This window comes from Pontibacter sp. BAB1700 (assembly GCF_000277005.1).
Lineage (GTDB): Bacteria > Bacteroidota > Bacteroidia > Cytophagales > Hymenobacteraceae > Pontibacter > Pontibacter lucknowensis.
The window spans coordinates 1-26,085 of record NZ_AKIS01000028.1 but is presented as its reverse complement, the minus strand read 5'-3'; the positions used below and the strand labels follow the sequence as shown (position 1 = coordinate 26,085).

At 50.8% G+C, this 26,085-nt stretch carries 20 protein-coding genes and 1 pseudogene; 13 read left to right on the top strand and 8 right to left on the bottom strand.

Annotation, left to right across the window (positions count from 1 at the left end):
- Positions 1–152: 152 nt before the first annotated feature.
- From O71_RS04295 to O71_RS25145, 3 genes are all read left to right on the top strand, one after another.
- Positions 153–2,051: a DNA polymerase III subunit gamma/tau gene (locus O71_RS04295; RefSeq protein ID WP_040573621.1), complete on the top strand. Its 1,899-nt coding sequence runs from the start codon at positions 153–155 to the stop codon at positions 2,049–2,051.
- Between the two features lie 132 nt (positions 2,052–2,183).
- Complete coding sequence (locus O71_RS25150; protein WP_007653578.1) at positions 2,184–3,485, top strand: pitrilysin family protein; 1,302 nt, start codon at positions 2,184–2,186, stop codon at positions 3,483–3,485.
- Between the two features lie 35 nt (positions 3,486–3,520).
- Entirely contained in the window at positions 3,521–5,140 is a 1,620-nt protein-coding gene (locus O71_RS25145; RefSeq protein WP_007653576.1) for a pitrilysin family protein, read from the top strand.
- A gap of 84 nt (positions 5,141–5,224) precedes the next feature.
- Here the strand turns inward: O71_RS25145 and O71_RS04285 are convergent, their stop codons facing one another.
- The 3 genes from O71_RS04285 to O71_RS04275 form a co-directional block, all read right to left on the bottom strand.
- The gene (locus O71_RS04285; RefSeq protein WP_192811634.1) at positions 5,225–5,482 is read right to left on the bottom strand and encodes a hypothetical protein; all 258 of its coding nucleotides are present in this window, start codon (positions 5,480–5,482) and stop codon (positions 5,225–5,227) included.
- A 47-nt stretch (positions 5,483–5,529) separates the two neighbouring features.
- On the bottom strand, positions 5,530–8,460 hold the full coding sequence (locus tag O71_RS04280) for a DEAD/DEAH box helicase (protein ID WP_007653572.1): 2,931 nt from the start codon (positions 8,458–8,460) through the stop codon (positions 5,530–5,532).
- A 124-nt stretch (positions 8,461–8,584) separates the two neighbouring features.
- Positions 8,585–10,813, bottom strand: a complete 2,229-nt coding sequence (locus O71_RS04275; protein WP_007653569.1) for an NADP-dependent isocitrate dehydrogenase — start codon at positions 10,811–10,813, stop codon at positions 8,585–8,587.
- Between the two features lie 285 nt (positions 10,814–11,098).
- Between O71_RS04275 and O71_RS04270 the strand changes: the two genes are divergently transcribed.
- Complete coding sequence (locus O71_RS04270; protein WP_007653567.1) at positions 11,099–11,977, top strand: SGNH/GDSL hydrolase family protein; 879 nt, start codon at positions 11,099–11,101, stop codon at positions 11,975–11,977.
- Positions 11,978–12,064: 87 nt separating this feature from the next.
- Positions 12,065–13,375, top strand: coding sequence for an SGNH/GDSL hydrolase family protein (locus tag O71_RS04265; protein WP_007653565.1), 1,311 nt, complete (start codon positions 12,065–12,067; stop codon positions 13,373–13,375).
- A 13-nt stretch (positions 13,376–13,388) separates the two neighbouring features.
- Here the strand turns inward: O71_RS04265 and O71_RS04260 are convergent, their stop codons facing one another.
- Entirely contained in the window at positions 13,389–14,018 is a 630-nt protein-coding gene (locus O71_RS04260; protein ID WP_007653563.1) for a phosphoribosyltransferase, read from the bottom strand.
- 151 nt (positions 14,019–14,169) lie between these two features.
- Entirely contained in the window at positions 14,170–14,847 is a 678-nt protein-coding gene (locus O71_RS04255; RefSeq protein ID WP_007653561.1) for a dienelactone hydrolase family protein, read from the bottom strand.
- A 143-nt stretch (positions 14,848–14,990) separates the two neighbouring features.
- Here O71_RS04255 and O71_RS04250 point away from each other — a divergent pair, with 143 nt between their 5' ends.
- The 3 genes from O71_RS04250 (at position 14,991) to O71_RS04240 (ending at position 17,054) form a co-directional block, all read left to right on the top strand.
- Positions 14,991–15,518, top strand: coding sequence for a hypothetical protein (locus tag O71_RS04250; RefSeq protein WP_007653560.1), 528 nt, complete (start codon positions 14,991–14,993; stop codon positions 15,516–15,518).
- 378 nt (positions 15,519–15,896) lie between these two features.
- Complete coding sequence (gene nfi, locus O71_RS04245; protein WP_007653557.1) at positions 15,897–16,580, top strand: deoxyribonuclease V; 684 nt, start codon at positions 15,897–15,899, stop codon at positions 16,578–16,580.
- A 177-nt stretch (positions 16,581–16,757) separates the two neighbouring features.
- Positions 16,758–17,054 (top strand): GxxExxY protein, encoded by a 297-nt coding sequence (locus O71_RS04240; RefSeq protein ID WP_007653555.1) that lies wholly within the window; start codon positions 16,758–16,760, stop codon positions 17,052–17,054.
- A gap of 75 nt (positions 17,055–17,129) precedes the next feature.
- Here the strand turns inward: O71_RS04240 and O71_RS23685 are convergent, their stop codons facing one another.
- Positions 17,130–17,288, bottom strand: coding sequence for a hypothetical protein (locus O71_RS23685; protein ID WP_155800502.1), 159 nt, complete (start codon positions 17,286–17,288; stop codon positions 17,130–17,132).
- Between the two features lie 59 nt (positions 17,289–17,347).
- Here O71_RS23685 and clpB point away from each other — a divergent pair, with 59 nt between their 5' ends.
- Together clpB and O71_RS25140 are read left to right on the top strand one after the other, a co-directional pair.
- The gene (clpB, locus tag O71_RS04235; RefSeq protein ID WP_007653553.1) at positions 17,348–19,963 is read left to right on the top strand and encodes an ATP-dependent chaperone ClpB; all 2,616 of its coding nucleotides are present in this window, start codon (positions 17,348–17,350) and stop codon (positions 19,961–19,963) included.
- A gap of 145 nt (positions 19,964–20,108) precedes the next feature.
- A pseudogene (locus O71_RS25140) lies at positions 20,109–20,440 on the top strand (nucleoside deaminase); the annotation flags it as partial.
- 88 nt (positions 20,441–20,528) lie between these two features.
- On the opposite strand, the gene O71_RS04225 reads toward O71_RS25140, so the two are convergent.
- Positions 20,529–20,909, bottom strand: coding sequence for an STAS/SEC14 domain-containing protein (locus tag O71_RS04225; RefSeq protein WP_007653550.1), 381 nt, complete (start codon positions 20,907–20,909; stop codon positions 20,529–20,531).
- Between the two features lie 102 nt (positions 20,910–21,011).
- Between O71_RS04225 and O71_RS04220 the strand changes: the two genes are divergently transcribed.
- Positions 21,012–21,923: an alpha/beta hydrolase family protein gene (locus O71_RS04220; RefSeq protein ID WP_007653549.1), complete on the top strand. Its 912-nt coding sequence runs from the start codon at positions 21,012–21,014 to the stop codon at positions 21,921–21,923.
- Between the two features lie 11 nt (positions 21,924–21,934).
- Here O71_RS04220 and O71_RS04215 read toward each other — a convergent pair whose 3' ends face one another.
- Positions 21,935–22,669: a YoaK family protein gene (locus O71_RS04215; protein WP_007653547.1), complete on the bottom strand. Its 735-nt coding sequence runs from the start codon at positions 22,667–22,669 to the stop codon at positions 21,935–21,937.
- A gap of 272 nt (positions 22,670–22,941) precedes the next feature.
- Between O71_RS04215 and O71_RS04210 the strand changes: the two genes are divergently transcribed.
- Positions 22,942–23,535 (top strand): HupE/UreJ family protein, encoded by a 594-nt coding sequence (locus O71_RS04210; RefSeq protein ID WP_007653545.1) that lies wholly within the window; start codon positions 22,942–22,944, stop codon positions 23,533–23,535.
- Between the two features lie 72 nt (positions 23,536–23,607).
- Positions 23,608–25,947 carry a M1 family metallopeptidase gene (locus O71_RS04205; RefSeq protein ID WP_007653543.1) on the top strand — a complete coding sequence of 780 codons (2,340 nt, stop codon included), beginning with the start codon at positions 23,608–23,610 and terminating at the stop codon, positions 25,945–25,947.
- Positions 25,948–26,085: the final 138 nt, after the last annotated feature.

Genomic DNA, 26,085 nt, shown 5'->3' with positions numbered 1-26,085 from the left:
ATATGAATTGGATTAGAATTAATATATAATACAAAACACATCCCCCTTTTAAACACCCTGTGTTATAGAATCAACTTTGTGGATAAACCCTTGGAAAACTACTGGATAAAAAGCTCTCCCATCTGAGCTTCAGATTGATTATCTTTGTAGTAATGGAAAATTTTGTAGTATCAGCGCGTAAATACCGTCCGTCCACGTTCGACAGCGTGGTGGGACAGCTCCATATCACCAACACCCTCAAAAACGCTATCAGCAGCCATCATCTGGCGCAGGCTTTTTTGTTCTGTGGACCGCGTGGCGTGGGCAAGACAACCTGTGCCCGTATCCTGGCAAAGACCATTAACTGCCAGAACATCACCCCGGAGGTAGAGGCCTGCAACGAGTGCGAATCGTGCCGCAGCTTCAACAGCAACAGCTCGTTCAACATACACGAGCTCGATGCTGCCTCCAACAACTCTGTGGAGGACATCCGAAACCTGGTGGAGCAGGTGCGCTACGCTCCGCAGACCGGCAAATACAAGATCTACATCATAGATGAGGTGCACATGCTCTCAAACCAGGCCTTCAACGCTTTCCTGAAGACGCTGGAGGAGCCGCCTGCCTATGCTATTTTCATCCTGGCGACCACCGAGCGCCACAAGATTATACCAACTATTCTGTCGCGCTGCCAGATCTTCGACTTCAACAGAATCCGGATTGAGGACATGGTGCGCCACCTGGGTAATATCGCCCAAAAGGAAAGTATACAAGCAGAACCCGATGCCCTGCACCTGATCTCGCAGAAAGCAGACGGAGCACTGCGCGACGCTTTGTCAATCTTCGACCAGATGGTAACATTCTCGGGCAGCAACGTGACCTACAAGGCTACGGTCGAGAACCTGCACATCCTGGATTACGACTACTACTTCCGCCTGACAGACCACCTGCTGGAGCAGAACCTGTCGGGCTCGCTGCTGCTGTTTGACGAGATCCTGAAAAATGGTTTTGATGCCCACAACTTCCTGATCGGTATAGGTGAGCACTTCCGCAGCTTACTCGTGTGCAAAGACCCACAGACAGTGCAGCTACTGGAGGTGTCTGATAACATCAAAGCCAAGTATGCGGAGCAGTCGCAGAAGTCATCGGTTTCGTTTTTGCTTTCGGGACTGAACCTGGTGAGCACCTGCGATACCAATTACAAGAGCAGCAAAAACCAACGCCTGCACGTAGAGCTGTGCCTGATGAAAATGGCGCACCTGAACGCGGCCTTTAGTTTTGCGCAGGAAGGAGCCGAATTAAAAAAAGCTAAGGTAGCAGCCCCGGCACCAGCCGCTACCAAACCTGCAGGTGCCCCGGCTATACCTTCTGCAACGATGCAGCAGTCAACTGCCGGCACAGTGCCTTCGGCTGCCATGCAAGGCGGTGGCGTGCCTTCCGTTGGCTTGCAGCAGCCGCACCAGCAGGGCCATGTGCCGTCGCAGGATTTGCAGCAGCCTCCTAAGCCGCAGCAGGTCACACCAGACGCTCACCTGACACCGCCTCAGGCACAGGCAGCTCCCGAACCAGTCGTGAAGCGCCCATCTATACCTGTGCCACCACAGAAGAAGCTGGGCAAACTGCCAAGTCTGAAAGATCTGCAGAACCCACCTGCAGCAGTAGCCGAGGTGGCTGTAGCGGAGGAAGAAGATGAAACCAGCTACGGTGCTGTCATGCCGGTAGATGCAGACCGCCTTAAGACAGTGTGGCATGCCATTCTGCGCCGCAAGAAGGCAGAGAACATGATGGAGTATACCCTCCTGAATCGACAGTACCACATCGGCGAGGACAACGAGATTATCCTGCACCTGGAGAACCACGTGATGATGGATCAGTTCACGAGCCTGCGCCCTGAAATACTCCGTGAACTGAAATCACAGACCGGCAACCGGAGTATCAAGCTGAGGGCTGAGGTAATGGAAGTACAGGAAGGAAACAAACTTTATACTTCACAGGACAAATTCAACTACCTGGCCGAGAAATATCCGGTGCTCGTCGATTTGAAGCAACGCTTCGGCCTGGACACTGACTTCTAATTCAGGAAAAATTTTATATTTGTAAAGTTCTAATTAAAACACAAGGTGAGTCATGAGGTTTTCTTCAAGGAAGCTTCGTGACTCAACCTGTTTGTTTTGCTGTACCCTATACTGTATCCTAACTAAAAACCCATGAAAAAAGGATTATCGTTGTTTCTGGTTGCGTCGGCGCTCACGCTCACGCAATGCAAAAACGAAACTTACCAAACATCGTCAGCCACTGACAGTGCGGTAGCCTCCTCTGCGCAGAAGGAGTATAAATACGAGACCGTCCCAAATGACCCGCTAAACGCCCGCGTCTATACCCTGGACAATGGCCTGAAGGTATACCTGACAGATTATGAAGATGCGCCGCGTGTGCAGACTTTCATAGCGGTGCGTGCAGGCTCTAAAAACGACCCTGCTGATGCCACCGGTTTGGCCCACTACCTGGAGCACATGGTGTTCAAGGGCACCAGCCAGCTTGGTACACAGGACTGGGAAAAGGAAAAAGCAGAACTCGACAAGATCGAAGCACTGTATGAGCAGCATCGCAACACCACCGATCCGGCACAGCGCAAGAAAATCTACCACCAGATCGACTCCATCTCTGGCGTGGCAGCTACTTATGCCGTGGCAAACGAGTACGACAAGATACTGGGAGCGATCGGAGCCAAAGGAACGAATGCCTATACCTCTGTGGAGCAGACAGTGTATACCAATGACGTTCCGAGCAACCAACTAGAGCGCTGGGTAGCCCTCGAAGCACACCGTTTCGGTGAACTCGTGCCCCGCCTGTTCCACACAGAGTTGGAGGCAGTGTACGAAGAGAAAAACCGTACCCTCGACAACGACGGCTGGAAAGTAATGGAGACGCTGAACGCGGCCATGTTCCCAACCCACCAGTACGGCACGCAAACCACCATCGGTACCATCGAGCATTTGAAAAACCCGTCGATCACAGAGATCAAGAAGTATTTTGATGCTTACTACGTGCCGAACAACATGGCCATCGCACTGAGCGGTGACATCGATTTTGACCAAACGATCCGCATGATTGATGAGCACTTCGGCAAACTGAAGCCTGGCACCGCTCCTACTTTTAACGTAGCACAGGAGCAGCCAATCGCAAAGCCGATCGTGAAAGAAGTGACAGGCCCAAGCGCTGAGAACATCTCGATTGCCTACCGCTTCCCGGGCATGAGCTCACGCGACGCGCAGGTGCTGAGCATGATCAGTGCCATCCTCTACAACGGGCAGGCTGGTCTGATCGACCTGAACCTGAACCAGCAGCAGAAGGTGTTGCAGGCCTATGGCTATGACAATCAGATGAAAGACTACTCTGTGTTCCGTTTGGGTGGTTCGCCACGCCAGGGCCAGAGTCTGGATGAAGTAAAAGACATGCTGTTGGCGCAGGTAGAATTGGTGAAGCAGGCAAGTTTGACGATGACCTGATCCCGGCCATCATCAACGACAACAAGATCAGCCTGATGCGTGCCTACGAGCGCAACTCAGAGCGTGCCGATGCCTTTGTAACGGCATTTATCTATGACATTCCGTGGGCAGACTATGTGAACCGTCCGGAGGAATTTGCCAAGATCACGAAGCAGGATGTGATGGCCGTTGCCAACAAATACCTCAACAACAACTATGTGCAGGTATACAAGCGCACCGACAAAAACGCAGCTAGCCTAAAAGTAGAAAAACCAAGCATCACACCGGTACCTGTAAACCGTGAGGCGCAGTCAGCTTACTACAGCGATTTCATGGCCAAAGGCCCTTCTGAACTTTCGCCTGTGTTTGTAGACTATAAGACTGACATCAAAGAGGCGAAACTGAAAAACGATATTCCGTTACTGTACACGAAGAACAACGAAAACGGCCTGTTCCAGATGTACTACATCCTGGACATGGGCAGCGACAACGACCCGAAGTTGGGTATGGCTGTGAATTACCTCAAGTTCCTGGGCAACGACAAGTATACCGCTGAAGAGCTGAAGAAGGAGTTCTACAAGCTGGGCACTTCTTTCAACGTGTCTGCTTCAGGCGACCAGGTATACGTTTCACTGTCTGGCCTTGACGAGAACTTTGAGCCGGCGCTGGCTTTGTTTGAGAGTGTGCTGCAAAACCCGAAAGCTGACCAGAAAGCACTGGATGACATGGTACAGGGAATGCTGAAGGCCCGCAACGACGCGAAGCTGAACAAAGGCGTGATCCTGAACCAGGCGTTAGTGAACTATGCGAAGTACGGACCTAAGAATCCGTTCACATCGGTGCTGTCGGAGAAGGAACTGAAGGCTGTGAAGCCACAGGAACTGGTGAATCTTATTAAGAGCATCCCGACCTACGAGCACCGCGTGCTGTACTATGGCCCACGTGAAACAGATAAACTGGTAGCAACACTTAATGCCGGCCACATCGTGCCAGCCAAACTGAAGCCGGTTCCTACCGAGAAGGTATACGCCGAACTGGACATCAAGCAGCCGATGGTATACTGGGTAGATTATAACATGGTGCAGGCCGAACTGATGTTCCTGACAAAAGCAGATGCCTTTAACAAAGCCATGGTACCGACGATCCGTCTGTACAACCAGTACTTCGGAGCAGGCATGAGCTCGATCGTATTCCAGGAGCTGCGTGAGTCAAAGGCGCTCGCCTACTCTGCTTATTCCAGCTACAGTACAGCCGCCAAGAAAGACCGTTCGAACTACATCATGTCCTACATCGGCACACAGTCAGACAAGCTGCCGGAGGCGATGGCAGGTATGCAGGAGCTCCTGACAAACATGCCACTAGCCGATCAGAATTTCGAGCTTGCGAAAGCTTCGTTGCGTAATAGTATCTCTTCAGAGCGCATCACTAAGTCGTCCATCCTATTTGACTATGAGCGAGCCAAGCGCCTCGGCCTGGATTATGACATCCGCAAAGACGTATATGAAAGTGCCAACAGCCTGACCTTCGACCAACTGCAGGCCTTCCAGAAGAAATTTGTGAGCGGCCAGCCACAGGCAATTCTGGTAATCGGCTCAAAAGATAGATTGAACTTCAAAGAGCTGGAGAAATACGGCAAAGTGAAGCAACTATCACTAGAGGAAGTATTTGGGTACTAAGCCTTCGTGCTATACCTTGTAAACAAAAGCGGCAGCCTGGTTGGGCTGCCGCTTTTGTTTAATTTAATCCGCATGCAGTTGAGCTTATTTCCTTGTAGCCAGCACTTCTGCTACACTGGTCCATTTAATCTCAGGGTAGCGGTCGTTATCGAGCGGCTCGAGTTTAGGAAGCCCTGTGAACATGTCACGCATATACTGCATGCCCTGCCAGGCCGTAAATACCTCATTATTAGTAGGAGTAAGCGCTTTGGCAACTTTTATAATAGCACTCAGCAAACCAACTCCGCCAACTCGTAGCAAACTGAACTCTTCTCCAGTAGACTTGGTGGCGGCCTCTCTCAAACCATGGGCATCCCCTGAAGAAAGGACATTGGCTAAAGACTTAGTTCTTATTTGCTACTGCTATTACTACTTAAGTTCAGCCAATCATCTTTGGTAAGCGACCTGAAGAAGCTATTGTCAGCCGTTACCAGATCAGTGGCGAGCTTCGATTTGTTCTGTTGCAGGATCTGGATCTTCTCCTCCACGGTGTTGGGACAAATAAGGCGCACGGCGATCACCTTCTTCGCCTGCCCGATTCTGTAGCTGCGGTCAATCGCCTGATTCTCTACGGCTGGGTTCCACCATGGGTCTACCAGAAACACGTAATCGGCTGCTGTTAAATTCAGTCCCGTTCCGCCAGCTTTCAGACTCACCAGGAACACACGAATCTCCTCGTCTGCCTGGAACTGATCTACGACCTCGCCCCTATTGCGGGTGCTGCCGGTGAGGTAAGAGTACTTGATATTTTCCTTTATTAACTCCTCCTTGATCAAATCCAGCATCCCTACAAACTGAGAGAATACCAGCACCTTGTGATGCCGCGCTACATTCTGAATCTGCTGCATGAGCACCTGAATTTTAGCAGATGTATCCGTAAAAAGCTTGGCATCGCCGATGAGTAGAGGCGAGTTGCAGATCTGGCGCAGTTTGGTGATGCCACGCAACACATGCATTGGGTGCTTTGTCAGCTCCTCTTCCCCGCTGGCGTTGATGTAGTCTCTGAATTCCTGCTCGGCAGTGTCGTATACCTTGCGCTGCTCCTCTCCCATTTCGCAATACAGAATCATCTCTGTTTTGTCGGGGAGCTCTCTGGCTACCTCGGCCTTTGTTCTTCTCAGCACAAAGGGGCCAATCTTTTCCTGTAAGGCTTGCGCACTTCGCCTATCCTTAAACTTATCGATGGGCATGGAATAGGTATTCCTGAAGTAGGTTCTGGTGCCTAGCAAACCCGGATTGACAAAGGAAAGTTGCGCGTAAATGTCAAAGGTGTTGTTCTCGAAAGGCGTACCTGTGAGCACTACTCTGTTATAGGACTGCAGCAGGCAGGCCGCTTTGTAGCGCTGCGAGTTCGGGTTTTTAATGTTCTGCGACTCATCCAGGAAGGTATAGCCAAACAGATACTTCTTTAGAAAGACAATATCAGAGAGCAGGGTGTTATAGGTCGTGATGACAACATCATACTCCTGAAAAGCAGCCGTATCTTTTGCTCTGTTCGGGCCATGATGTACGTGCACTTGTAGAGATGGGCCAAACCGCTGCAGCTCTGCCTGCCAGTTTGATATAAGCGATGTCGGTACGACCAGCAGGTGTGTTTGTCGCTCCCTTTTTTCGCGCAATAACAGTATAAAGGCGATAATCTGGACTGTTTTACCCAGGCCCATATCGTCGGCGAGGCAGCCGCCAAACTGCAGGTCATCTAAAAAGTTGAGCCAGCTGAGCCCTTGCCACTGGTATGGTCTCAAAGTGGTTTGCAATCCTGCAGGTATAGGAGCCGGGGCCAGTTTCTCCACGTTGTTCAGCTGATCCTGGTACCACCACAGCTCTTTGTGCACCTGCTCGTCCAGCATGTAGTCCTCGAACAACTCCGTGAGCGCCGCAAAGTTCGTTTTAGGGATCTGCAGTTCCTCCTCACTTACCACCGCGCCCGTTTCGAAATAGAGCTGCAGTCGCTGGAGCCATTCTTCAGGTATAATGCCCATCGTGCCGTCGTCGAGCAGCACATACCTGCTTTTGTTCACGACGGACTTCTTCAGCTGCTTGAGCGATGCTTTTTTGCGACCGAATTTTACCTGAACCGTTACATTGAACCAGTTTAGACCACTGTCCACGTTGATGGAAACAGCGGCTTTGTGCTGGTTGAGTTTATTCCCCTGCAGGTCATTAAAGCCAAGGATAGTAACCCCATGCGCCGCCAGGTTGTCGAAGGCATCGAGAAACCACGCCTCGTCCAGGAACCTGTCTTTGTGCAGGTAAAAGTAATCGAGCATATTATCCAGCTGCTCCCAGAAGTGCGGGTGCTGTTGAATCAGCAATTTGGTGAAGGCCGCTTCCATCTCGGTGTTACGCGCTACAAAAAAAGGCCTGCCCATATTATCCTGATCATAGATCAGCTTATTCGACAGCAGCGGGATCTCGATTTCGCCGTAACGCATGAAAGGCTGCAGCAACACATAGTTCTCCGACTCGATCAGGTATAGCAGCTTTTCCAGCGGCTGGTTAAAACCTTTGCTGCGTAGCTGGACTTTAGTGGCAGGCTTCAGATAGGTATGCTCCACGGGCACATGTGACTCCATTTTGGCCAGAACCTGCTGCTGGAACTTCAAAAAAGCATCGTGTGGCAGTTGAAGCTCGCCATCGTGCTTTTTGAAATAGGCTATCACAGCTGGCAAATGTGGGTTGGTGCACAGATACCAGGCATTATCGGCCACCAGGAAATGTTCATACCGAACATGGATACGACTTAGGGGATAGTAAGTGCCGTTTATAAACAAATCGCTGGTAACGCTAAACACGTCGCTGTTCAGCCCAATGCGCACTTTGAAATCCATCTGTGGCTGCGTGACCTGAACAGGCGCAATAGAGCGAGGCGTTATTTTCTCGGAGACATTGCTATCATGCAGGTAAAAGGCATAGCGGAGCGGGTTACGCACCAGCGCCTTCAGACTGGCTGTATCTGTAGCTGACTTTTCGTAAAAACTCTGAAAGCGGGCAATGGCGCTATAGAACTTCAACTCGTCTGGCTTATCAGTTCGCCATACCTGTTCCAACGGATTAAGGACCGTAAAAGGGGCTTTGAGTTCACCAGTGCTGCTAAGGCTGCAAGAGACAAGCTGGGCACTGAACAGGTTATAATAGCGGTGCCTGCCTATTACAATGATCGTTCTGGAATCAGAAGAAGCTCCGGTTATCTGTGGCTGGGAAGCAAGGTATGCAGCAAACAGCGACTCCGGGTCGTCTGTGCTATCGAAAGGTTCGAACGGTGGGTATTGCTCTTCCATTGTTGCTTCTCAGGTCGCCGTTGTGCTCCAAACTATGGCTAGCGTCTAGCTTCAAAGTTAATAGTTTAAAAGAAAGGCTGCCCGATCGCTCAGGCAGCCTTTCTTTTAAACTTTAAACCTTAGACTAGAAGTTACCTAAAGCCTTATTCAAGGTCTCACTCGGACGCATGGCTTTGCTGGTTTTCTCTTCGTTCGGGTGGTAGTACCCGCCGATGTCAACCGGCTTGCCTTGGGCAGCGATCTGCTCATCTACAATCTTCTGCTCGTTATCGGTCAGTTCCTGCGCCAGTTTCGTGAAGCGGTCTTTCAGCTCCTGGTTTTTGGTCTGCTCAGCCAATGCCTGCGCCCAGTACATGGCCAGGTAGAAGTGGCTACCACGGTTGTCGATACCGCCTACTTTGCGTGATGGCGACTTGTCGTTCTCCAGGAATTTGGCGTTCGCCTGATTTAGAGCTTCTGCCAGTACTTCCGCCTTCTCGTTCTTAGTCTTGTAAGCCAGGTCTTCCAGCGATACTGCCAAGGCCAGGAACTCACCCAGCGAATCCCAACGCAGGTAGTTCTCCTCTACGAACTGCTCCACGTGCTTCGGTGCAGAACCACCGGCACCAGTTTCGAACAATCCACCGCCATCGAGCAACGGAACGATAGAAAGCATTTTGGCGCTTGTGCCTAATTCAAGAATCGGGAACAGGTCGGTCAGATAGTCACGCAGTACGTTGCCCGTAACTGAGATCGTGTCTTTGCCCGCTTTGGCACGCTCGCAGGTATAGCGCATGGCCTCTACCGGCGACATGATCTTGATCTCAAGACCGTTGGTATCGTGGTCCTGCAGGTATTTCTCTACTTTCTTAATTAGGTTGGCATCGTGGGCGCGCTGTGGGTCCAGCCAGAAGATAGCTGGTGTATTTGTAATGCGCGCTCTTGTTACCGCCAGCTTCACCCAGTCCTGAATAGGAAGGTCTTTCGTCTGGCAGGCTCTGAAGATATCGCCCTCCTCTACCTTCTGCTCCATTAAAGTGTTGCCATCGGCATCCACCATGCGAACAGTACCAGCGGCAGTCATTTCAAAGGTTTTGTCGTGCGAGCCGTACTCTTCGGCTTTCTGCGCCATCAGGCCGATGTTTGGCACCGTGCCCATGGTGGTCGGGTCGAAAGCACCGTTCTCTTTGTTGAACTGGATCACTTCCTGGTAGATCTGCGCATAAGAGCGGTCTGGAATGATCGCTTTGGTGTCATGCAGTTTGCCATCAGGTCCCCACATCTGTCCAGACGAACGGATAGCCGCTGGCATAGAGGCATCGATAATCACGTCGCTTGGTACGTGCAGGTTGGTAATGCCTTTGTCAGAGTTCACCATCGCCAGTTCAGGGCGCTTCGCCATCTCCGCTTTCAAGTCGGCTTCGATTTCGGCTCGCTTGTCTTCAGAAAGGTTCTGGATCTTCGCATACACATCGCCAAGACCGTTGTTGGCATCCACGCCGATTTCTTTGAATGTAGCGCCGTGCTTCTCGAAAGTCTCTTTGAAGAAAACGGTTACCGCATGACCGAACATAATCGGGTCAGACACCTTCATCATGGTTGCCTTCAGGTGCAGTGACAACAGAATGCCTTGCTCCTTGGCCTCAGCAATTTCCTTTTCCAGGAAAGAACGCAGGGCGTTGCGGCTCATCACAGAAGAGTCCATCACTTCGCCGGCTTTCAGGGCTACTTTGTCTTTCAGCACTTTGGTTTCGCCGTTTGTGCCAACGAACTCGATGCGTACATCGGTAGCCTTATCAACTACTACTGACTGCTCGCTGCCGTAGAAGTCGCCTCCTGTCATGTGGGCTACGTGCGTTTTAGAGTCAGATGACCACTTGCCCATCGAGTGCGGGTGCTTCTTGGCGTATTGCTTCACAGCATCGGCCACGCGGCGATCAGAGTTACCTTCGCGCAAAACCGGGTTCACGGCGCTACCGAGGATCTTCGCGTAGCGTGCTTTTACGTCTTTCTCTGTGTCGTTTTTCGGATCAGCCGGATAGTCAGGTATGTTATAGCCTTGAGACTGCAATTCTTTGATAGCCGCTGTCAGCTGCGGAATAGAGGCGCTGATGTTTGGAAGTTTAATAATATTGGCTTCAGGAGTTTTAGCCAGTTCGCCAAGGTAGGCCAGGTCGTCCGACTGCTTCTGCTCTTCAGAAAGGTTTTCCGGGAAAGTAGCGATGATACGGCCCGCCAGGGAAATATCTCTTGTTTCTACTTCGATGTCGGCGGCTTTGGTGAAAGCCTGCACAATCGGCAGGAAAGAGCGCGTAGCCAGGGCAGGCGCTTCATCTGTGATAGTATAGATGATTCTGGATGTTTTTGTCGTCATTTAGGTCAGTGTTTAATTAGTTAATTTCGGAGCTCATAGCCTGCCGCCATTTCCTGGCTGGCGAGCCAACAATTCCCCTGCGCTAGTTTAAGAAGCAAATATAAGAGTCTTTTTCGATAAGGCTAAACCTTCGCCCGGTGTTTCATTTGCATCATTCTCCAAGCTCTTCTTTTTTGCAAAATTGGACAATTATAAGGTCCCACCCCTCACTCAAATGCAACCGAATTTTATACTTCTCGTTTTTAGCCAATGTGCTTACCTTATCAGAAATTTGTACCCTTAGATATGTTTTCGAAATTTAAGATTAACTATAGCTATTTATTATTTCTTTCATTTATCCTATTTTCTACCGCCTGCACAGATAATCAGACAGAAGAAGAAATAGAACCCCAACTGGAAGAGTCCCCGCTTCGAATCCTGCCTTTGGGCAATTCCATTACGCAGGGAGGTGAAACGCATCCCAGTTACCGGTACGAACTCTGGAAAATGCTGGTGGATGCCGGACTGGACTTTGAGTTTGTAGGCTCTATGGATACGAACTGGCACTTTGATGCAACCAACCCGGAACGGAGTGCCGATGCAGCCTCGCCTGTAATCGGGCAGGAATATAAAGGCGCTAAATTTTCTAACAAGCATGAAGGTCACTGGGGCTGGACGACCAGTGACATGCTGAATGGTTACGAAAAACCCACCCAGTACAAGCGTGACAAAGGAAAGTTAAGTGATTGGCTTAAAGGCTACACGCCTGATGTGGTACTCATGCACCTGGGTACAAATGACATGATTCATAGCAAGACGACAAAGGGCACTCTGGAGCGGATAGAACAGATCATCGGTTTGTTGCGTGCAGATAACGAAAACGTCGCTATCATGCTGGCCAAGATCACACCTATACCTTCCACTTACGCCAACGTTGATTCTACACAGCATTTTGTATCCCTTATACCTGAACTGGCTTCACGGCTTTCAACTCAGAAATCTCCAATTATAGTCGTGGACATCAATACCGGTTACAATCCTGACACCTATACCTATGATTCGCTGCACCCTAACACTGCCGGCGAGAAATTTATCGCTAAGCGTTGGTATGATGCCATCAAAGCGAATGAAGAGACATTGTACAGTTTAGCTGCACAACGCCATCGCAGAGAGTCAGGAGAGTAGCACCTGAAGTCCACTCATAGGCGCAACTCAATAGGGTTGCGCACGTTTTATGAGCTACTTAGTACCAATCACTTAGCTTACAGCTCTATGCTCCCCTTTCTCAACCACTACCGAAAACACGCTTATACCCTTCTCCTTCTCCTGCTCATTGGTTTAGATGCCTATCCTCAAGCCCAGCCAGTCAAAATCATGCCTTTGGGCAATTCAATTACGCAGGGGGACATGGATTTTGTTAGCTATAGGTACCCACTGTGGAAAAAGCTGATTGACTCAGGCGTAAACTTTGATTTTGTGGGTTCTCAAACAGAGAATAATGGTGGTACCCCTGATTTTGAAGATTACGAGGGACAATCATTTAGTAACAGACATGAAGGACATTGGGGCTGGACCACCGACCAGATCCTGATCAACATAGCACAGTGGGCAGACACCTACAAACCGGACATTGTTTTGATGCACCTCGGCACAAACGACATGTTCTCTGATCAGGATATAGATGGTACTGTAGAAGAAATAGAAGCCGTAATCAATGCAATTCATGAGAAATCTCCAAGAGTTACTGTCTTCCTAGCTAAATTAATTCCAGCAGACGGCCAGGTAGTTGGACCGACTAAAGCTCAAAACATCCAGCTATTAAATCAGCAAATCGAAGCAATAGCAAATGGGCAATCCTCTGATGGTCCTCCCATTATATTAGTAGATCAAAACACCGATTTTGATGCAAGAGAAGGGAAAGACACCTATGACGGTATTCATCCGAACGATAGTGGCATGGAAAAAATGGCCCAGGTTTGGTTTGAGGCCATTATGAACGAGATTATCATTCCGCTTCCGGTCGAGCTGCACAGTTTCAAAGGCAAGCCGACCCAAAGCGGCGTACAGCTGGATTGGGAAACTGCTTCGGAGCAGGACAACGCTTATTTCGAAGTACAGCGCAGCCAAACTGCTACAGAGTTTGCTGTCATTGGTCGTGTAGAAGGTTCAGGCACTACCTCCTTACCTCAGAGCTATACCTTCCAGGACACAGAAGCTGGCAATGGTGTGAACTACTACCGCCTCCGCCAGGTAGATTTTGATGGCACAGATAATTTCTCGCCGGTGCTGGCTGTGAGCCTGATGCAGGCCACTACGGAAGAGATGCGCGTATACCCAACCCGCACCAAAAGCGATAGCCCGGTCACGGTCCAAATGCTGGCATTGCAGCCTATGGAGAAGTTCAGTATTTCGATCTATACCCTGGAAGGAAAACTTGTAAAGGAGTTTGAAGCAGAAGCTGACAATCGGGGGAATTTCATACAACTGCTCAACACCGCAGAACTGAGTGACGGTGTGATGTATATGGTTCGGGCTACACTACCGGGCAGGGCCTTTATTCGCCACCTGCTCGTCGATCGTTAAACTCAGCCTATACCTACTGACTATTACCTTGTTGCCTGAGCAGGCGTATCACCTCTTCGTCGCTTACCTGCCCGAACTCTTCATAAAACTGCCCCACCGCCTGAAAGAAAGGGGGTACCAGCAGACATACCACCTCGTCCACAATAGCCTCGAACTGTGCAATTGCAGCTTGTGGAGCTACGGGCACAGCTACAATAATCTTGCGGGGCTGCTTATGCCGGGCCATATTCACGGTAGACAACAGCGTTTTGCCGGTTGCAATACCATCATCCACAATGATTACGATGCGGTCGCGAAGGTCAACGGGCTGCCGATCGCCCATAAATAACTTATACTTTTGACGCAGGCTTGTTTTTATACGCTCAACCTCAGCCTGTATGTATTCTTCTGGTACATCAGACCTGTTATCCACCTCCACATCCTCCAGGCTCACGGCTCCTATCGCAAACTCCGGATTAGCCGGGTGGCCTATCTTCTTGGACACGATCACATCCAGTGGCATATCCAGTCGCTTGGCGATAGGTGCTGCCACGGGCACTCCTCCCCTAGGTATAGCCAACACCACTCCTTTCTGCCCTTTGTAATGCTCCAGCCTATCGGCCAGCATCTCCGCAGCTACCTGCCTGTTGGGTATCGTTTCCATGGTTTCTTATTTTATTGAGTGATTGAGTGTATGAGTGGTTTAATGAGTTTCCAGCAGGGGATTCTGATTGGTGAATCATGTTGAACTGGGTATTACTTTCTAACAACCGAATCATCAATCCATTATTTAAAAACAATCACTCATTCACCAACTATCTCTCTCTCAACGGGTGCTGTTTGCCGGGCTCCAGATATTTCCGGAACCAGTCAGTTGCCAGTTGGGCTGCCATTTCCAGTGCTCCCGGCTCTTCGAACAAGTGGGTGGCGTCGGGCACTATCTCCAGGTCTTTGAGGCAAAGCATCTGGTCCTGCGCCCGCTTGTTTAGCTCTAATACCTCTTCATCCAGTCCTCCCACGATCAGCAGCGTCGGGGTTTGCACATCGGCCAGCACTTCATTAGCCAAGTCGGGGCGTCCACCGCGACTTACAACAGCGCCAATTATGTCTGCTCCCAAAGCAGCAGCAGCGCTTATGGCAGAGGCTGCTCCGGTGCTGGCTCCAAATAGTCCGATGCGCAGGTTTTGGACATGCTCCTGATGTTGCACCCAATTCACTGCGTCGATCAGGCGCGTCGTGAGCAGTTGAATGTCGAATCGGTTCTCCTGCCGCTGGTCCTCCTCTTCGGTGAGCAGATCGAACAGCAGAGTTGCAAATCGGGAGCGCTGCAGATGGTCTGCCACAAAGCGGTTGCGTGAACTGAGTCGGCTACTGCCGCTACCATGCGAGAAAATCACCAGTCCCTTTGCATTTTCCGGCACAGCCAGGTCGCCGATGAGCCGCACATTCCCAGCCTCTATCTGTACACTATCGTTGAATATGAAATTTGCCATTTAGTTTGTTTTCGTTTGTAAAGCTTCAGTTTGATTTACGTCTTGAAATAGCAATAGTTAAAATACGGTGTTTGCCAAAGCCCTCAGGTATAAGCCGTACGGCTCAAAACAGCGTATAGTAGCTATACCTAGAATCGAGACCTATGCGTAGTACTATCTTTACTTTTATGGCTTGCCTGCTACTGGTACCAGGTACAACATCCTGTGGGTCCGGCGACTCAGAGCAGAATATGGCAGAGCAGCGGGCAAATGAGCATCAGCGGCTGGAAGAGGTTCAGGAAGAGCATCTCCGTAGAGGAATCGTACCAAATCAGGATACCATGGCTTTTGCGCAGGCCTTTTCCGTCTTCCTGACATCCTTGCAGGCATCTGACGCCAACATCCTCAATCAGTTCATCCACCCAGACCATGGGCTTTGGGTCATCGAGCAGCCTGGAGCCATGCCTAAAATGACGCACGTTACGGACATCAATGATTTCAAGCGGGAGTTTCAGAACAGGTCTTTTTTTACTGTTGGCGATGAGGTAAAAACCTGTGATCTGCAGGAAGAGGCATGGCCCTCGTTTGACTGTGCCGACATGGACTACGACCAAGGCCAATCGGGCTACAGCAAAGAGGGCTGTTTCGTTTCAGGACCCTCTAAATTTCAGCAAAGCGGCTACTGGGACTAAGCCAGCCTCTCAGATACCGAGATCAGGCAGATCAAGGCCACCCTGCCTCTTGTGCAAAGATCAGTGTTGCACACGGCTACTTCCTTTGAGTTTCACTTTGGCCCTGTAGACGGACAATGGCGCTTGCTTTTCGCCAAACTGATCCACCCCTGCAGTGCGTGATTTATTGAGTGAGTTGGTGAGGGAGTGATTGAGTGAGTTATAATTTAGTAGTTGAACGATTGAATGAGAAGAGCCTAAACCAATCTTCACTCAAACTTATCCTAAGGGAGAAGCAACGAAAGAAATACAGGAAATTAAACTGCCAGACCTACCTGACGTAATCTCAATCAAAAAACATTCACTCAACCACTCATTCCCTAAATCACTAAATCCCCCATGCCCTACTACCGTCGTTTCGACCAACCTGCTCCCGACCCTGCCCTGCTTGCCCGCCTAACCGAGCAGCAACGGGAAATGCAGAAGCGGATCATTATCCAGAAGCCCGATTTTGACCTGAAGCTGATCGCCGGTTGTGACTCTTCTTTTGTGGGGGAGGATCATATACTTTCGGTTTTTGTGCTGCTATCGTACCCGGAACTGGAAGTGCTCGAGAAGGTATGGCACTATGGTGAGGTGGAGCTGCCCTACGTTCCCGGCTTTCTGTCTTTCCGGGAAGCGCCTAATCTACTCAAGGCCTATGAGAAACTGCAACAGAAGCCCGACCTGATCATGGTAGACGGCCACGGCATCTCCCACCCCCGCCGCTTAGGTATAGCCACCCACTTAGGACTGCAACTTAATAAGCCAACGATGGGTGTAGCCAAAAAAGTGCTGGTTGGCAAGTATAAGGAGCCCGATACGTTAAAAGGCTCTGTTTCGCCGCTGGAGCACAAAGGCGAACTGGTCGGAAACGTGCTGCGCACCAAGGACAACGTGAAGCCTGTGTTTGTCTCGCCGGGCCACCTGATGGACCTGCCATCTGCTACCGAGATTGCGCTGACTTGTGCAACGAAGTATAAATTGCCAGAGCCAACGAGGTTGGCAGACCACTACGCGGCGGTGTTCAAAAAGCTTGTCTGAATCAGGATTCTCAGAATTAGAAAGGATGGACAGGATTGATAATGTCTTTATAGATTTAGAGATTTAGAGATTTAAACAATGACACCATAAACTATGCAGCAAACTGATGATATCACGTTCAAAATTATAGGATGCGCGATGAAGGTTCTTAATACCATTGGGAGTGGATTTTAGGAAGTGATTTATCAACGCTGCCTTGCTATAGAATTTGAAAAAGCAGGACTTGGCTTTGAAAGAGAGAAGGAACACACAATTTATTATGATGGAGCAGAGGTTGGTAGCAGAAGAGCTGATTTTATTGTAGAGGACACCGTAGTTGTAGAGCTAAAAACCATCGTTAATCTTGAGGACATCCACCTAGCTCAGGCAAAGAACTATACCGTGGCCTATAACTATCCTATCGGCCTGCTGATAAACTTCGGAGCACTTAGCCTTCAATACAAAAAGGTTTTCAACAACAGACCTATTAAATGAAATTCTAATCAGATACATACTTATAACTCCTATATTTACCTACCCAATTTGCCTATACTTCCATAACTAAGGTCATTAATTCATTTGGCGAGCAAGACAATACAAACAGACATTATCAATTCTGTCCATCCTTTCTAATTCTGAAAATCCTGATTCAGACAATTTGGCGGTTTCTTGTATAGATCCCAACCCAAAACCTGCCATTATTTCAGTAAAATCATCTTTAAATCCCATTGGTGTATCCTTTGCTGTGATGCTCGTAGAACTAAAACTAAGGGGAAACAAGTAGGGATATGAACTTTAATAACTATACCATCAAAGCCCAGGAGGCCATTCAAAAGGCCACTGAGATAGCAGGCGGATTTCAGCAGCAGGCTATCGAGACCGGGCATATTTTAAAAGCGATTCTGGAGACGGACGAGAACGTTACCAGCTTTCTGCTTAAAAAACTAAACATTAACGGCAACATCCTGCACACCAAGCTGGATGAGACGGTTGCTGCTTACCCGAAAGTGAGCGGCGGCAGTCCATACCTGGCGAACGATGCAGCAGCTGCCTTGCAAAAGGCCACATCATACCTGAAAGAGTTCGGCGACGAGTATGTGGCCATCGAACATATGTTGCTGGGTCTGCTGGCAGGCCGCGACAAGGTGTCCGGCATTATGAAGGATGTGGGCTTCAATGAAAAAGATCTCAAAAAAGCCATTAAGGAACTGCGTGGCGGTGCCAAAGTAACCGACCAGAATGCAGAGGCGAAGTATAACTCGCTCAAGCGCTACGCCCGCGACCTGAACGAGATGGCCCGCAATGGTAAGATCGACCCGGTGATCGGCCGCGACGAAGAGATCCGCCGCGTGCTGCAGATCCTGAGCCGCCGCACCAAGAACAACCCGGTGTTGCTGGGTGAGCCTGGTGTGGGTAAAACCGCTATTGTAGAGGGCCTGGCACAAAGAATTGTAGCCGGCGACGTACCCGAAAACCTGAAAAACAAGACGCTCATGAGCCTCGACATGGGCCTGCTGGTGGCAGGAGCCAAGTATAAGGGCGAGTTTGAAGAACGTCTAAAGGCAGTGATCAAAGAAGTGGTGGACGCCGAAGGAGACATCGTGCTCTTCATCGACGAGATCCATACCCTGATCGGTGCCGGTGCAGGCGGCGAGAGCGCCATGGACGCGGCCAACCTGCTCAAGCCAGCTTTGGCGCGTGGCGAGCTGCATGCCATCGGTGCGACGACACTCAAAGAGTACCAGAAGTACATCGAGAAAGACAAGGCCTTGGAGCGTCGTTTCCAGGCGGTGATGGTGGATGAGCCAAGCGTACAGGACGCCATCTCGATCCTGCGCGGCATCAAAGACAAATATGAAGTACACCACGGGGTGCGCATCAAAGACGATGCAATCATCTCTGCTGTGGAGCTATCAAGCCGCTACATCTCCGACCGCTTCCTGCCCGACAAGGCCATTGACCTGATGGATGAGGCGGCTGCAAAACTGCGCATCGAGATCGACTCACTGCCAGTGGAGCTGGACGAGATTCAGCGCCGCATCATGCAGCTGGAGATCGAGCGTGAGGCGATCCGCCGTGAGAATGACAAGGACAAAGAGGCGGTGCTTTCCAAAGAGATCGCTGACCTGAGTGGCAAGCGAGATGACCTGAAAGCCAAGTGGCAGAACGAAAAGCAAATCATCGAGGGCATTCAGAAGGAGAAGGAGAACATCGAGAACTATAAGCTGGAGGCTGAGCAGGCCGAACGCAGCGGCGATTACGGCCGTGTAGCAGAGCTTCGTTATGGCAAGATTCAGGAAGCAGAAGCGAAACTGAAGGAACTGCAGGAGCAGGTGCGCCAGATGCAGGGTGAAAACCCGATGCTTCAGGAGGAGGTTACCTCTGAAGACATTGCTGAGGTGGTTGCCAAATGGACCGGTATACCTGTGAGCAAGATGCTGCAGAGCGATCGTGAGAAACTACTTAACCTGGAGCGCGAACTGGGCCGAAGAGTGGCAGGTCAGGAAGAAGCCATCGAAGCCATTTCTGATGCCGTGCGCCGAAGCCGTGCCGGTATGCAGGATCCGAAACGTCCGATCGGTTCGTTCATCTTCCTGGGCACGACCGGTGTGGGTAAGACCGAGCTGGCCAAGGCGCTTGCCGATTATCTGTTCAACGACGAGAACGCCATGGTGCGTATCGACATGAGTGAATACCAAGAGCGCCATGCCGTGAGCCGTATGATTGGTGCGCCTCCGGGATACGTAGGTTACGACGAAGGAGGTCAGCTGACTGAGGCCGTGCGCCGCAAGCCATACTCCGTGGTGTTGCTCGACGAGATCGAAAAGGCGCACCCGGATGTGTTCAACATCCTGCTGCAGGTGCTCGACGACGGACGTCTGACTGACAGCAAAGGCCGTGTGGTGAACTTCAAGAACACGATTATCATCATGACCTCGAACATCGGCTCGCACATCATCCAGAGCAACTTTGAGCAGATGGATGAGTTCAACCACGATGAGGTGATCGAGCGCACTAAGGACGAAGTATTCGAGTTGCTCAAAAAGTCGGTAAGACCGGAGTTCCTGAACCGTATTGACGAACTGGTAATGTTCCGTCCGCTGAGCCGCGAAGATATCCGCAAGATAGTTTCGATCCAGTTCGGCCACATCCAGGATCGTCTGGAGGAGGCAGGTATAAAACTGATCGCAACCGACGAAGTGCTGGATTACCTGGGCGAGCAGGGTTACGATCCGCAGTTCGGTGCCCGTCCGCTGAAGCGTGTGCTGCAGCGCCAGGTGCTCAACGAGCTGTCGAAGGAGATATTGGCCGGCACTATAAATAAAGATTCTGTAGTAGAAGCAGTACTAGAAGGCGGTCAGATTCGTTTCAATAACGTGGACATTCAGCTGCCCACCGAATAATGAATTGATTGTGTATTAAGAGTAAAGTTTAGTTGAACAAAAGGCTTTCCCGTATGGGGAGGCCTTTTTGTTTTTATAACCACCTGTAGCGGGCAGCCGTACCCAAAGCACGAACATTCACCACATTTTAATAAGCCCCATACCTATGGACGAATTCATGCAACTGGCGATAGACGAAGCGAAGAAAGGCCGCAGCGAAGGCGGTATACCGATCGGCTCGGTGCTGGTGAAAGACGGCAAAGTAGTCGCGACTGGCATAACAAGCGGGTGCAGGAGAACAACCCCATTCTGCACGGCGAGATGGACTGCCTCAACAACGCCGGCCGCATCGGCTCCTACCGCAACACCGTCATTTACTCCACTCTGATGCCGTGTTACATGTGCGCCGGCACGATCGTGCAGTTCAAGATACCCAAGGTGATTGTGGGTGAGTCCAAGACCTTTAGCGGCGCCCGTGAGTTTATGGAGTCGCATGGCGTGGAAGTGGTGGACCTGAACCTGCCGGAATGCATTGAGATGATGGAGGACTTTATAAAAGAGAAGCCGGAGCTCTGGAACGAGGATATTATGGAGTTGGAGTAGGGTTGTCCCCCTCCAGTACATATTTCATCGCCTGCTCCTTATCAGCCAGGTCATAGTAGCGGATGCCGTGTTTTTTTACGGTGCTGGCCAGCTTGGCCGACAGCTCCTGCCACTTCTTCTCCCCCACCATGGCTACACGGCCGTAGTCTAGTCCGTGGATGACATCGAACAGGCCATTCTCGATCGTCGCCACTGGGTTTATCCAGTCTACATCCACCATTTCATAGTAGATGTGCGTTTCCTCGTTCTTGAGCATCAGGTCACGCACCATGTTGCGGTACTGGTCGAAATCAGGTATGGTGAGCTTGTCGCGCACGCGCACGGCCAGTATGTTATCGTGGGTTTCAGGTAGTATTTCGAGCATCGTTCTTCTTTTTGGTTTTACATGTTCATACGCACATCCCTCCGAAACTTTACAGGCAGGTATGGCCGGCACAAACTAAGTTGCAGGAAAACAGCGCCGCATTTGAGCATTTTGCTTCCGAATGCCTATTTTGCAGGTTCAAGCTTCCTGATCAAAAAGATGACTCTCATACGCTATACCCTTGCTCTTCTCCTGACACTCGCTCTTTTTACAGCCCAGGCAAAAGTAGACACCCTGGTCATCCAAAGCCCTTCAATGCAGAAGACGCTGAAGGCTGGCGTGGTGACGCCTGACAGCTACAAGAAGAAAAAGAACGGTCCTTACCCGGTGCTATACCTGTTGCATGGCTACAGCGGCAACTTCAGCAACTGGCTCAAAGTGCCACCCCAGAAGGACCTCCTCCAGACCATGGCCGATAAGTATCAACTGATTATCGTGACACCTGATGGTGGCTTCGGCAGTTGGTATTTCGATAGCCCAGTCGATAGAGCGAGCCAGTATGAAACGTTTATCACACAGGAGCTCCGACAGGAAATTGAGAACAGGTATAGAACTTTATCGGAGCGCAGCGGTCGTTTTATCTCTGGCCTGAGCATGGGCGGACACGGGGCGCTATACCTATCAGCACGGCATCCGGAGCTATACCTGGCAGCGGGCAGCATGAGTGGCTCCCTCAATGTATCAGGTATAGACCGCAAAAATTTACTCCCCAGCATTGAGGCCGTACTAGGTCCGAAAGCGGAAAACGAGCAGGTGTACAAAGCCAACTCTATTGTACACATGGTGCCGCAGCTGAAGCAAAGTGGGGTGCACCTGATCATTGACTGTGGCGTGGATGATTTCCTGATAGAGGACAACCGCGAACTGCACCGCCGCCTGGTATACGAAAAGGTGTCGCACGACTACATAGAGCGCCCCGGCGCCCACAGCTGGGCCTACTGGGGCAATGCGTTGGAGTATCACCTGCTGTTCTTTCAGAAGGCTGCCTTAACGGAGCAGCAAAAGACTCCCTGAGTAGCAGAAGGCTAGGCAGTAAATCGATACCGCAGCTGCCGTATGACGCGCTTGATGCGCACTCGTGAGATGTCATAGAACATAGCGATGGCTAGTATAGCGGCCGGCACCAGAAAGGTATAGTACTGGAGCATCGGGTAGAGGTAGCCGCCCGCCACAGCCCCGGCCAGGAAAAAGAAAATGATGACTAGCCGGAGCGTGATGCGTTGCCCAATACCGGACTTCTGTGCCGCTCCGGGGAGGGTGGCGGTCGCCATATCGATGCCCAAGTCTGTGAAGATGCCTGTGAGGTGCGTGGTCCTGACAACGGAGCCGGAAATCATAGACACCATGCTGTTCTGAAGCCCCATCGCAAACAGCAGACTACCGGCAAAGACCTCCTTCATCACGGTGCTGCCATCGTAGTTTTCACCGTACACGGCGTTCAGCAGCAAGATGATGATTTCCGCCAGAATGGGTATGGTATAGGCGAAGACTTGGTCCCGGCCCACCCGGCTGATGAAGAAGCTCGTCGCAAAAGACCCCAGCAGGTATAGGAACATCCATAGCCCGATGATGCGGGCCAGCCGGAAATCGCCATGCGACAGGCTCTCGGCAAAATAGGCGGCATGTCCTGTCACGTTGGTGGTGAGCACGGAAAAAGCCAGCAGTCCGGCTATGTTCACAAAGCCAGCCGTGAGGCAAAGCAGTGCCGCAAGCTTTATGTTGTGTCTGAAATTGCGCCGTTGCCCGATGTGCCGAAACATGTGGGGAATTTACAGAATTTCCCCGCAATTATCTTGGCCGCTGGTTACTGAGATTTCTGTCAAGGCACCGTCTGCAAGGTATAGGAGCCACCGAGGCCATGGGTACAGGTATACGCTGTCAGGCTATCTTGTCCATGGTCGGGGCTGCATGCCAGTGTCTTTTAAACCAAAATATATTTATCTGGCTTTACCTGTCTACGCCCTGTTGCAAACTTCCCGGCTAAACATTAATTTGCACCTTAGCCGTTATTCTACCCTTATATACTTCTATCGTGTCATCGGTTTTCTCTACCTACATTGAACTGGGCTTTCATCATATCTTTGATTTTAAAGCCTACGACCACATGCTCTTTTTACTGGCCCTTTGTGCCATCTATACCTTGAGCGACTGGCGCCAGGTGGTAGCGCTTGTCACCAGCTTCACCATCGGGCATTCCATCACACTAGCGCTTTCAACCTTCAACATCATCAAGTTCGATACTGCACTCATTGAGTTTTTGATACCGGTGACGATCCTATTCACTTGCTTCATCAACTTCTTTAAGCTGAACGGTGCCGCCTCGAAGCAGCACCCGATCTGGTCCTTCCACAACCTGCTGGCGATCACATTCGGCCTGATTCATGGGATGGGCTTTTCGAACTTCCTGAAGTCGATGCTCGGTCGCAACGGCGATACTTGGCAGCAGCTCCTGGCCTTCAACATTGGTATTGAGTTGGGGCAGCTTCTGATTGTGAGCATCCTACTGGTAATTGGTTTCCTGATGATGAATCTGTTCCGAGCCAAAAAACGTGACTGGATTTTGGTGCTTTCCAGTGCAGCAGCTGGCATTTCACTGATCCTGATGATCGAAACAAATATTTTCTAGTCCGACATTCATAAATACAGGACAACCCAAGTCTATACCTTCAAACTAATCTCAACTCACCTTATACCTTACATGAAAAACCTAATCAGAGGATTGGCACTTTTTGGTTTGCTGGCCGGGCCTTTTATTGCCATGGCACAGGACACCAAATTCGGCCAACTTGGGCAGGAGCTGCCTACTCCTAACACCTACCGTACTGCCTCCGGAGCTCCCGGTCACCAGTACTGGCAGCAGCGTGCCGACTATACCATCAAGGTGGAACTCAATGACGAAAACCAGTCCGTAACCGGATCCGAGACCATCACCTATACCAATAACTCACCAGACGTGCTCACCTACCTGTGGGTGCAGTTAGATCAGAACATCTTTGAGCCGAAGTCGATGAGCAACATAACCCAGACCGGCACCCTGCAGGACAGGATGTCGACTGCGGCCGTGGAGCACCTGACACGCGAAGCCTTTGATGGAGGCTACAAGATACGAGCCGTGAAAGACCGCAATGGCAAGGATTTGAAGTACACCATCAACAACACGATGATGCGTATCGACCTGCCGGCGCCGCTGAAGCCGAAGCAGTCCTATACCTTCAGCATCGACTGGTTTAACTTCATTAACGACCAGAAGGCACTCGGCGGCCGTGGCGGTTACGAGTATTTCCCGGGCGACGGCAACTACCTGTACGAAATGGCACAGTGGTTCCCGCGCATGGCCGTGTACGACGACGTGAACGGCTGGCAGCACAAGCAGTTTCTGGGAGCCGGTGAGTTCGCGCTGCCTTTCGGCGACTACAAAGTAAGCATTACCGTGCCCGCTGACCACATCGTAGCCTCCACAGGCGAGCTGCAGAACGCCAGCCAGGTGCTGACCTCGGCGCAGCAGAAGCGCTTCGCCGATGCCGCCAAAGCCGACAAGCCAACCCTGATCGTGACGCAGGAAGAAGCTACGCAGGCTGAGAAGAACAAAGCGAAAGGCAAAAAAACCTGGGTATACAGCGCCAAAAACGTGCGCGACTTCGCATGGGCCAGTTCCCGTAAGTTCATTTGGGATGCCATGAACGTGAAAGTAGGCAACCAGAACATCCTGGCGATGTCTTACTACCCGAAAGAAGCCAATCCGCTTTGGGGCCAGTACTCTACCGAATCGGTAGCACACACGCTCAAGGTATACTCCAAACACACGATTGACTACCCGTACCCGGTGGCTATCTCGGTGCACGGCCCGGTAGGCGGCATGGAATACCCGATGCTTTCGTTCAATGGCTACCGTCCGGAGGCTGATGGCACTTACTCAGCCAACACCAAGTATGGCCTGATCACGGTGATCATCCACGAAGTGGGCCACAACTTCTTCCCGATGATCATCAATTCTGACGAGCGCCAGTGGACCTGGATGGACGAAGGTCTGAATACCTTTATGCAGTACATCGCTGAGCAGGAATGGGAGAAAGGCTATCCGTCACGCCGTGGTGAGCCGGCTAATATCGTAGACTATATGAAGAGTGCCAAAAATACACAGGTGCCGATCATGACCAACTCAGAGTCGGTACTGCAGTTTGGCAACAACGCCTATGGCAAACCGGCTACTGCCCTGAACATTCTGCGCGAAACAGTAATGGGCCGCGAGCTATTTGACCATGCTTTCAAAGAGTACGCTAACCGCTGGGCCTTCAAGCACCCGATGCCGGCTGACTTTTTCCGCACCATGGAAGACGCCTCCGGCGTGGACCTCGATTGGTTCTGGAGAGGCTGGTTCTACACCACCGACCATACAGACATCGCCATCGAAGGTGTAAAATGGTTTACCATCGACTCACAGAACCCCGATTTCGTGAACGCACAGAAGCGTGAGCAGCAGAACAAGGCACCGCAGACGCTTTCGCAGCAGCGCAACCTGCAGGACATCAAGCGGACCCGTTTGGATGAGCGCCCTGAACTGGCTGACTTCTACAACAAGTACGATCCACTGGCTACTACTGCCACCGACAAAGAGCGTTACCAGAAATTCTATGCTTCGCTGTCAGATAACGAGAAAAAAGTGCTGGACTCTGGTCTGAACTTCTATGAAGTAGGTTTCAGGAACCTCGGCGGATTGGTGATGCCGCTTATCGTGCGCATGGAGTACGAAGACGGTACCGACGAAGTGGTGAACATACCTGCCGAGATCTGGCGCTATAACAACGAAGAAGTGACCAAGGTATTTGTAACCGAAAAGCCGGTGGTTAGCTTCACGCTGGATCCGTTCCTGCAAACTGCCGACACCGACTTGTCCAACAACAGCTACCCACGCCGCATGGCTCCTTCCCGCTTCGACCTGTTCAAGCAGAATCGTCAGCAGCAGCCGAACCCGATGCAGCAACAGCGTCAGGAATCAAGCCGTGGTGCCGGTAATGGCAACAGCGGATCGAATCGCTGATTTTTTATCTATACTGCTTTAACCCACCCCTGCCCTTCCGAGGAGGTTAACAAAAATGCCCCAGTTCTATAGAACTGGGGCATTTTTGTTATCGGCATCTGTGAACCAACAATTTAACTTAACCATCCATTAATTATA

Excerpts from the sequence above, each read along its gene's own strand:
- O71_RS04280 (WP_007653572.1), bottom strand. The coding sequence starts at position 8,460 with ATGGAAGAGCAATACCCACCGTTCGAACCTTTCGATAGCACAGACGAC.
- O71_RS04260 (WP_007653563.1), bottom strand. The coding sequence starts at position 14,018 with ATGGAAACGATACCCAACAGGCAGGTAGCTGCGGAGATGCTGGCCGAT.
- O71_RS04270 (WP_007653567.1), top strand. The coding sequence starts at position 11,099 with ATGTTTTCGAAATTTAAGATTAACTATAGCTATTTATTATTTCTTTCA.
- O71_RS04225 (WP_007653550.1), bottom strand. The coding sequence starts at position 20,909 with ATGCTCGAAATACTACCTGAAACCCACGATAACATACTGGCCGTGCGC.
- O71_RS25145 (WP_007653576.1), top strand. The coding sequence starts at position 3,521 with ATGCGTGCCTACGAGCGCAACTCAGAGCGTGCCGATGCCTTTGTAACG.
- clpB (WP_007653553.1), top strand. The coding sequence starts at position 17,348 with ATGAACTTTAATAACTATACCATCAAAGCCCAGGAGGCCATTCAAAAG.
- O71_RS04275 (WP_007653569.1), bottom strand. The coding sequence starts at position 10,813 with ATGACGACAAAAACATCCAGAATCATCTATACTATCACAGATGAAGCG.
- O71_RS04255 (WP_007653561.1), bottom strand. The coding sequence starts at position 14,847 with ATGGCAAATTTCATATTCAACGATAGTGTACAGATAGAGGCTGGGAAT.
- O71_RS23685 (WP_155800502.1), bottom strand. The coding sequence starts at position 17,288 with ATGGGATTTAAAGATGATTTTACTGAAATAATGGCAGGTTTTGGGTTG.
- O71_RS25150 (WP_007653578.1), top strand. The coding sequence starts at position 2,184 with ATGAAAAAAGGATTATCGTTGTTTCTGGTTGCGTCGGCGCTCACGCTC.
- O71_RS04205 (WP_007653543.1), top strand. The coding sequence starts at position 23,608 with ATGAAAAACCTAATCAGAGGATTGGCACTTTTTGGTTTGCTGGCCGGG.
- O71_RS04295 (WP_040573621.1), top strand. The coding sequence starts at position 153 with ATGGAAAATTTTGTAGTATCAGCGCGTAAATACCGTCCGTCCACGTTC.
- O71_RS04215 (WP_007653547.1), bottom strand. The coding sequence starts at position 22,669 with ATGTTTCGGCACATCGGGCAACGGCGCAATTTCAGACACAACATAAAG.
- O71_RS04250 (WP_007653560.1), top strand. The coding sequence starts at position 14,991 with ATGCGTAGTACTATCTTTACTTTTATGGCTTGCCTGCTACTGGTACCA.
- O71_RS04265 (WP_007653565.1), top strand. The coding sequence starts at position 12,065 with ATGCTCCCCTTTCTCAACCACTACCGAAAACACGCTTATACCCTTCTC.
- nfi (WP_007653557.1), top strand. The coding sequence starts at position 15,897 with ATGCCCTACTACCGTCGTTTCGACCAACCTGCTCCCGACCCTGCCCTG.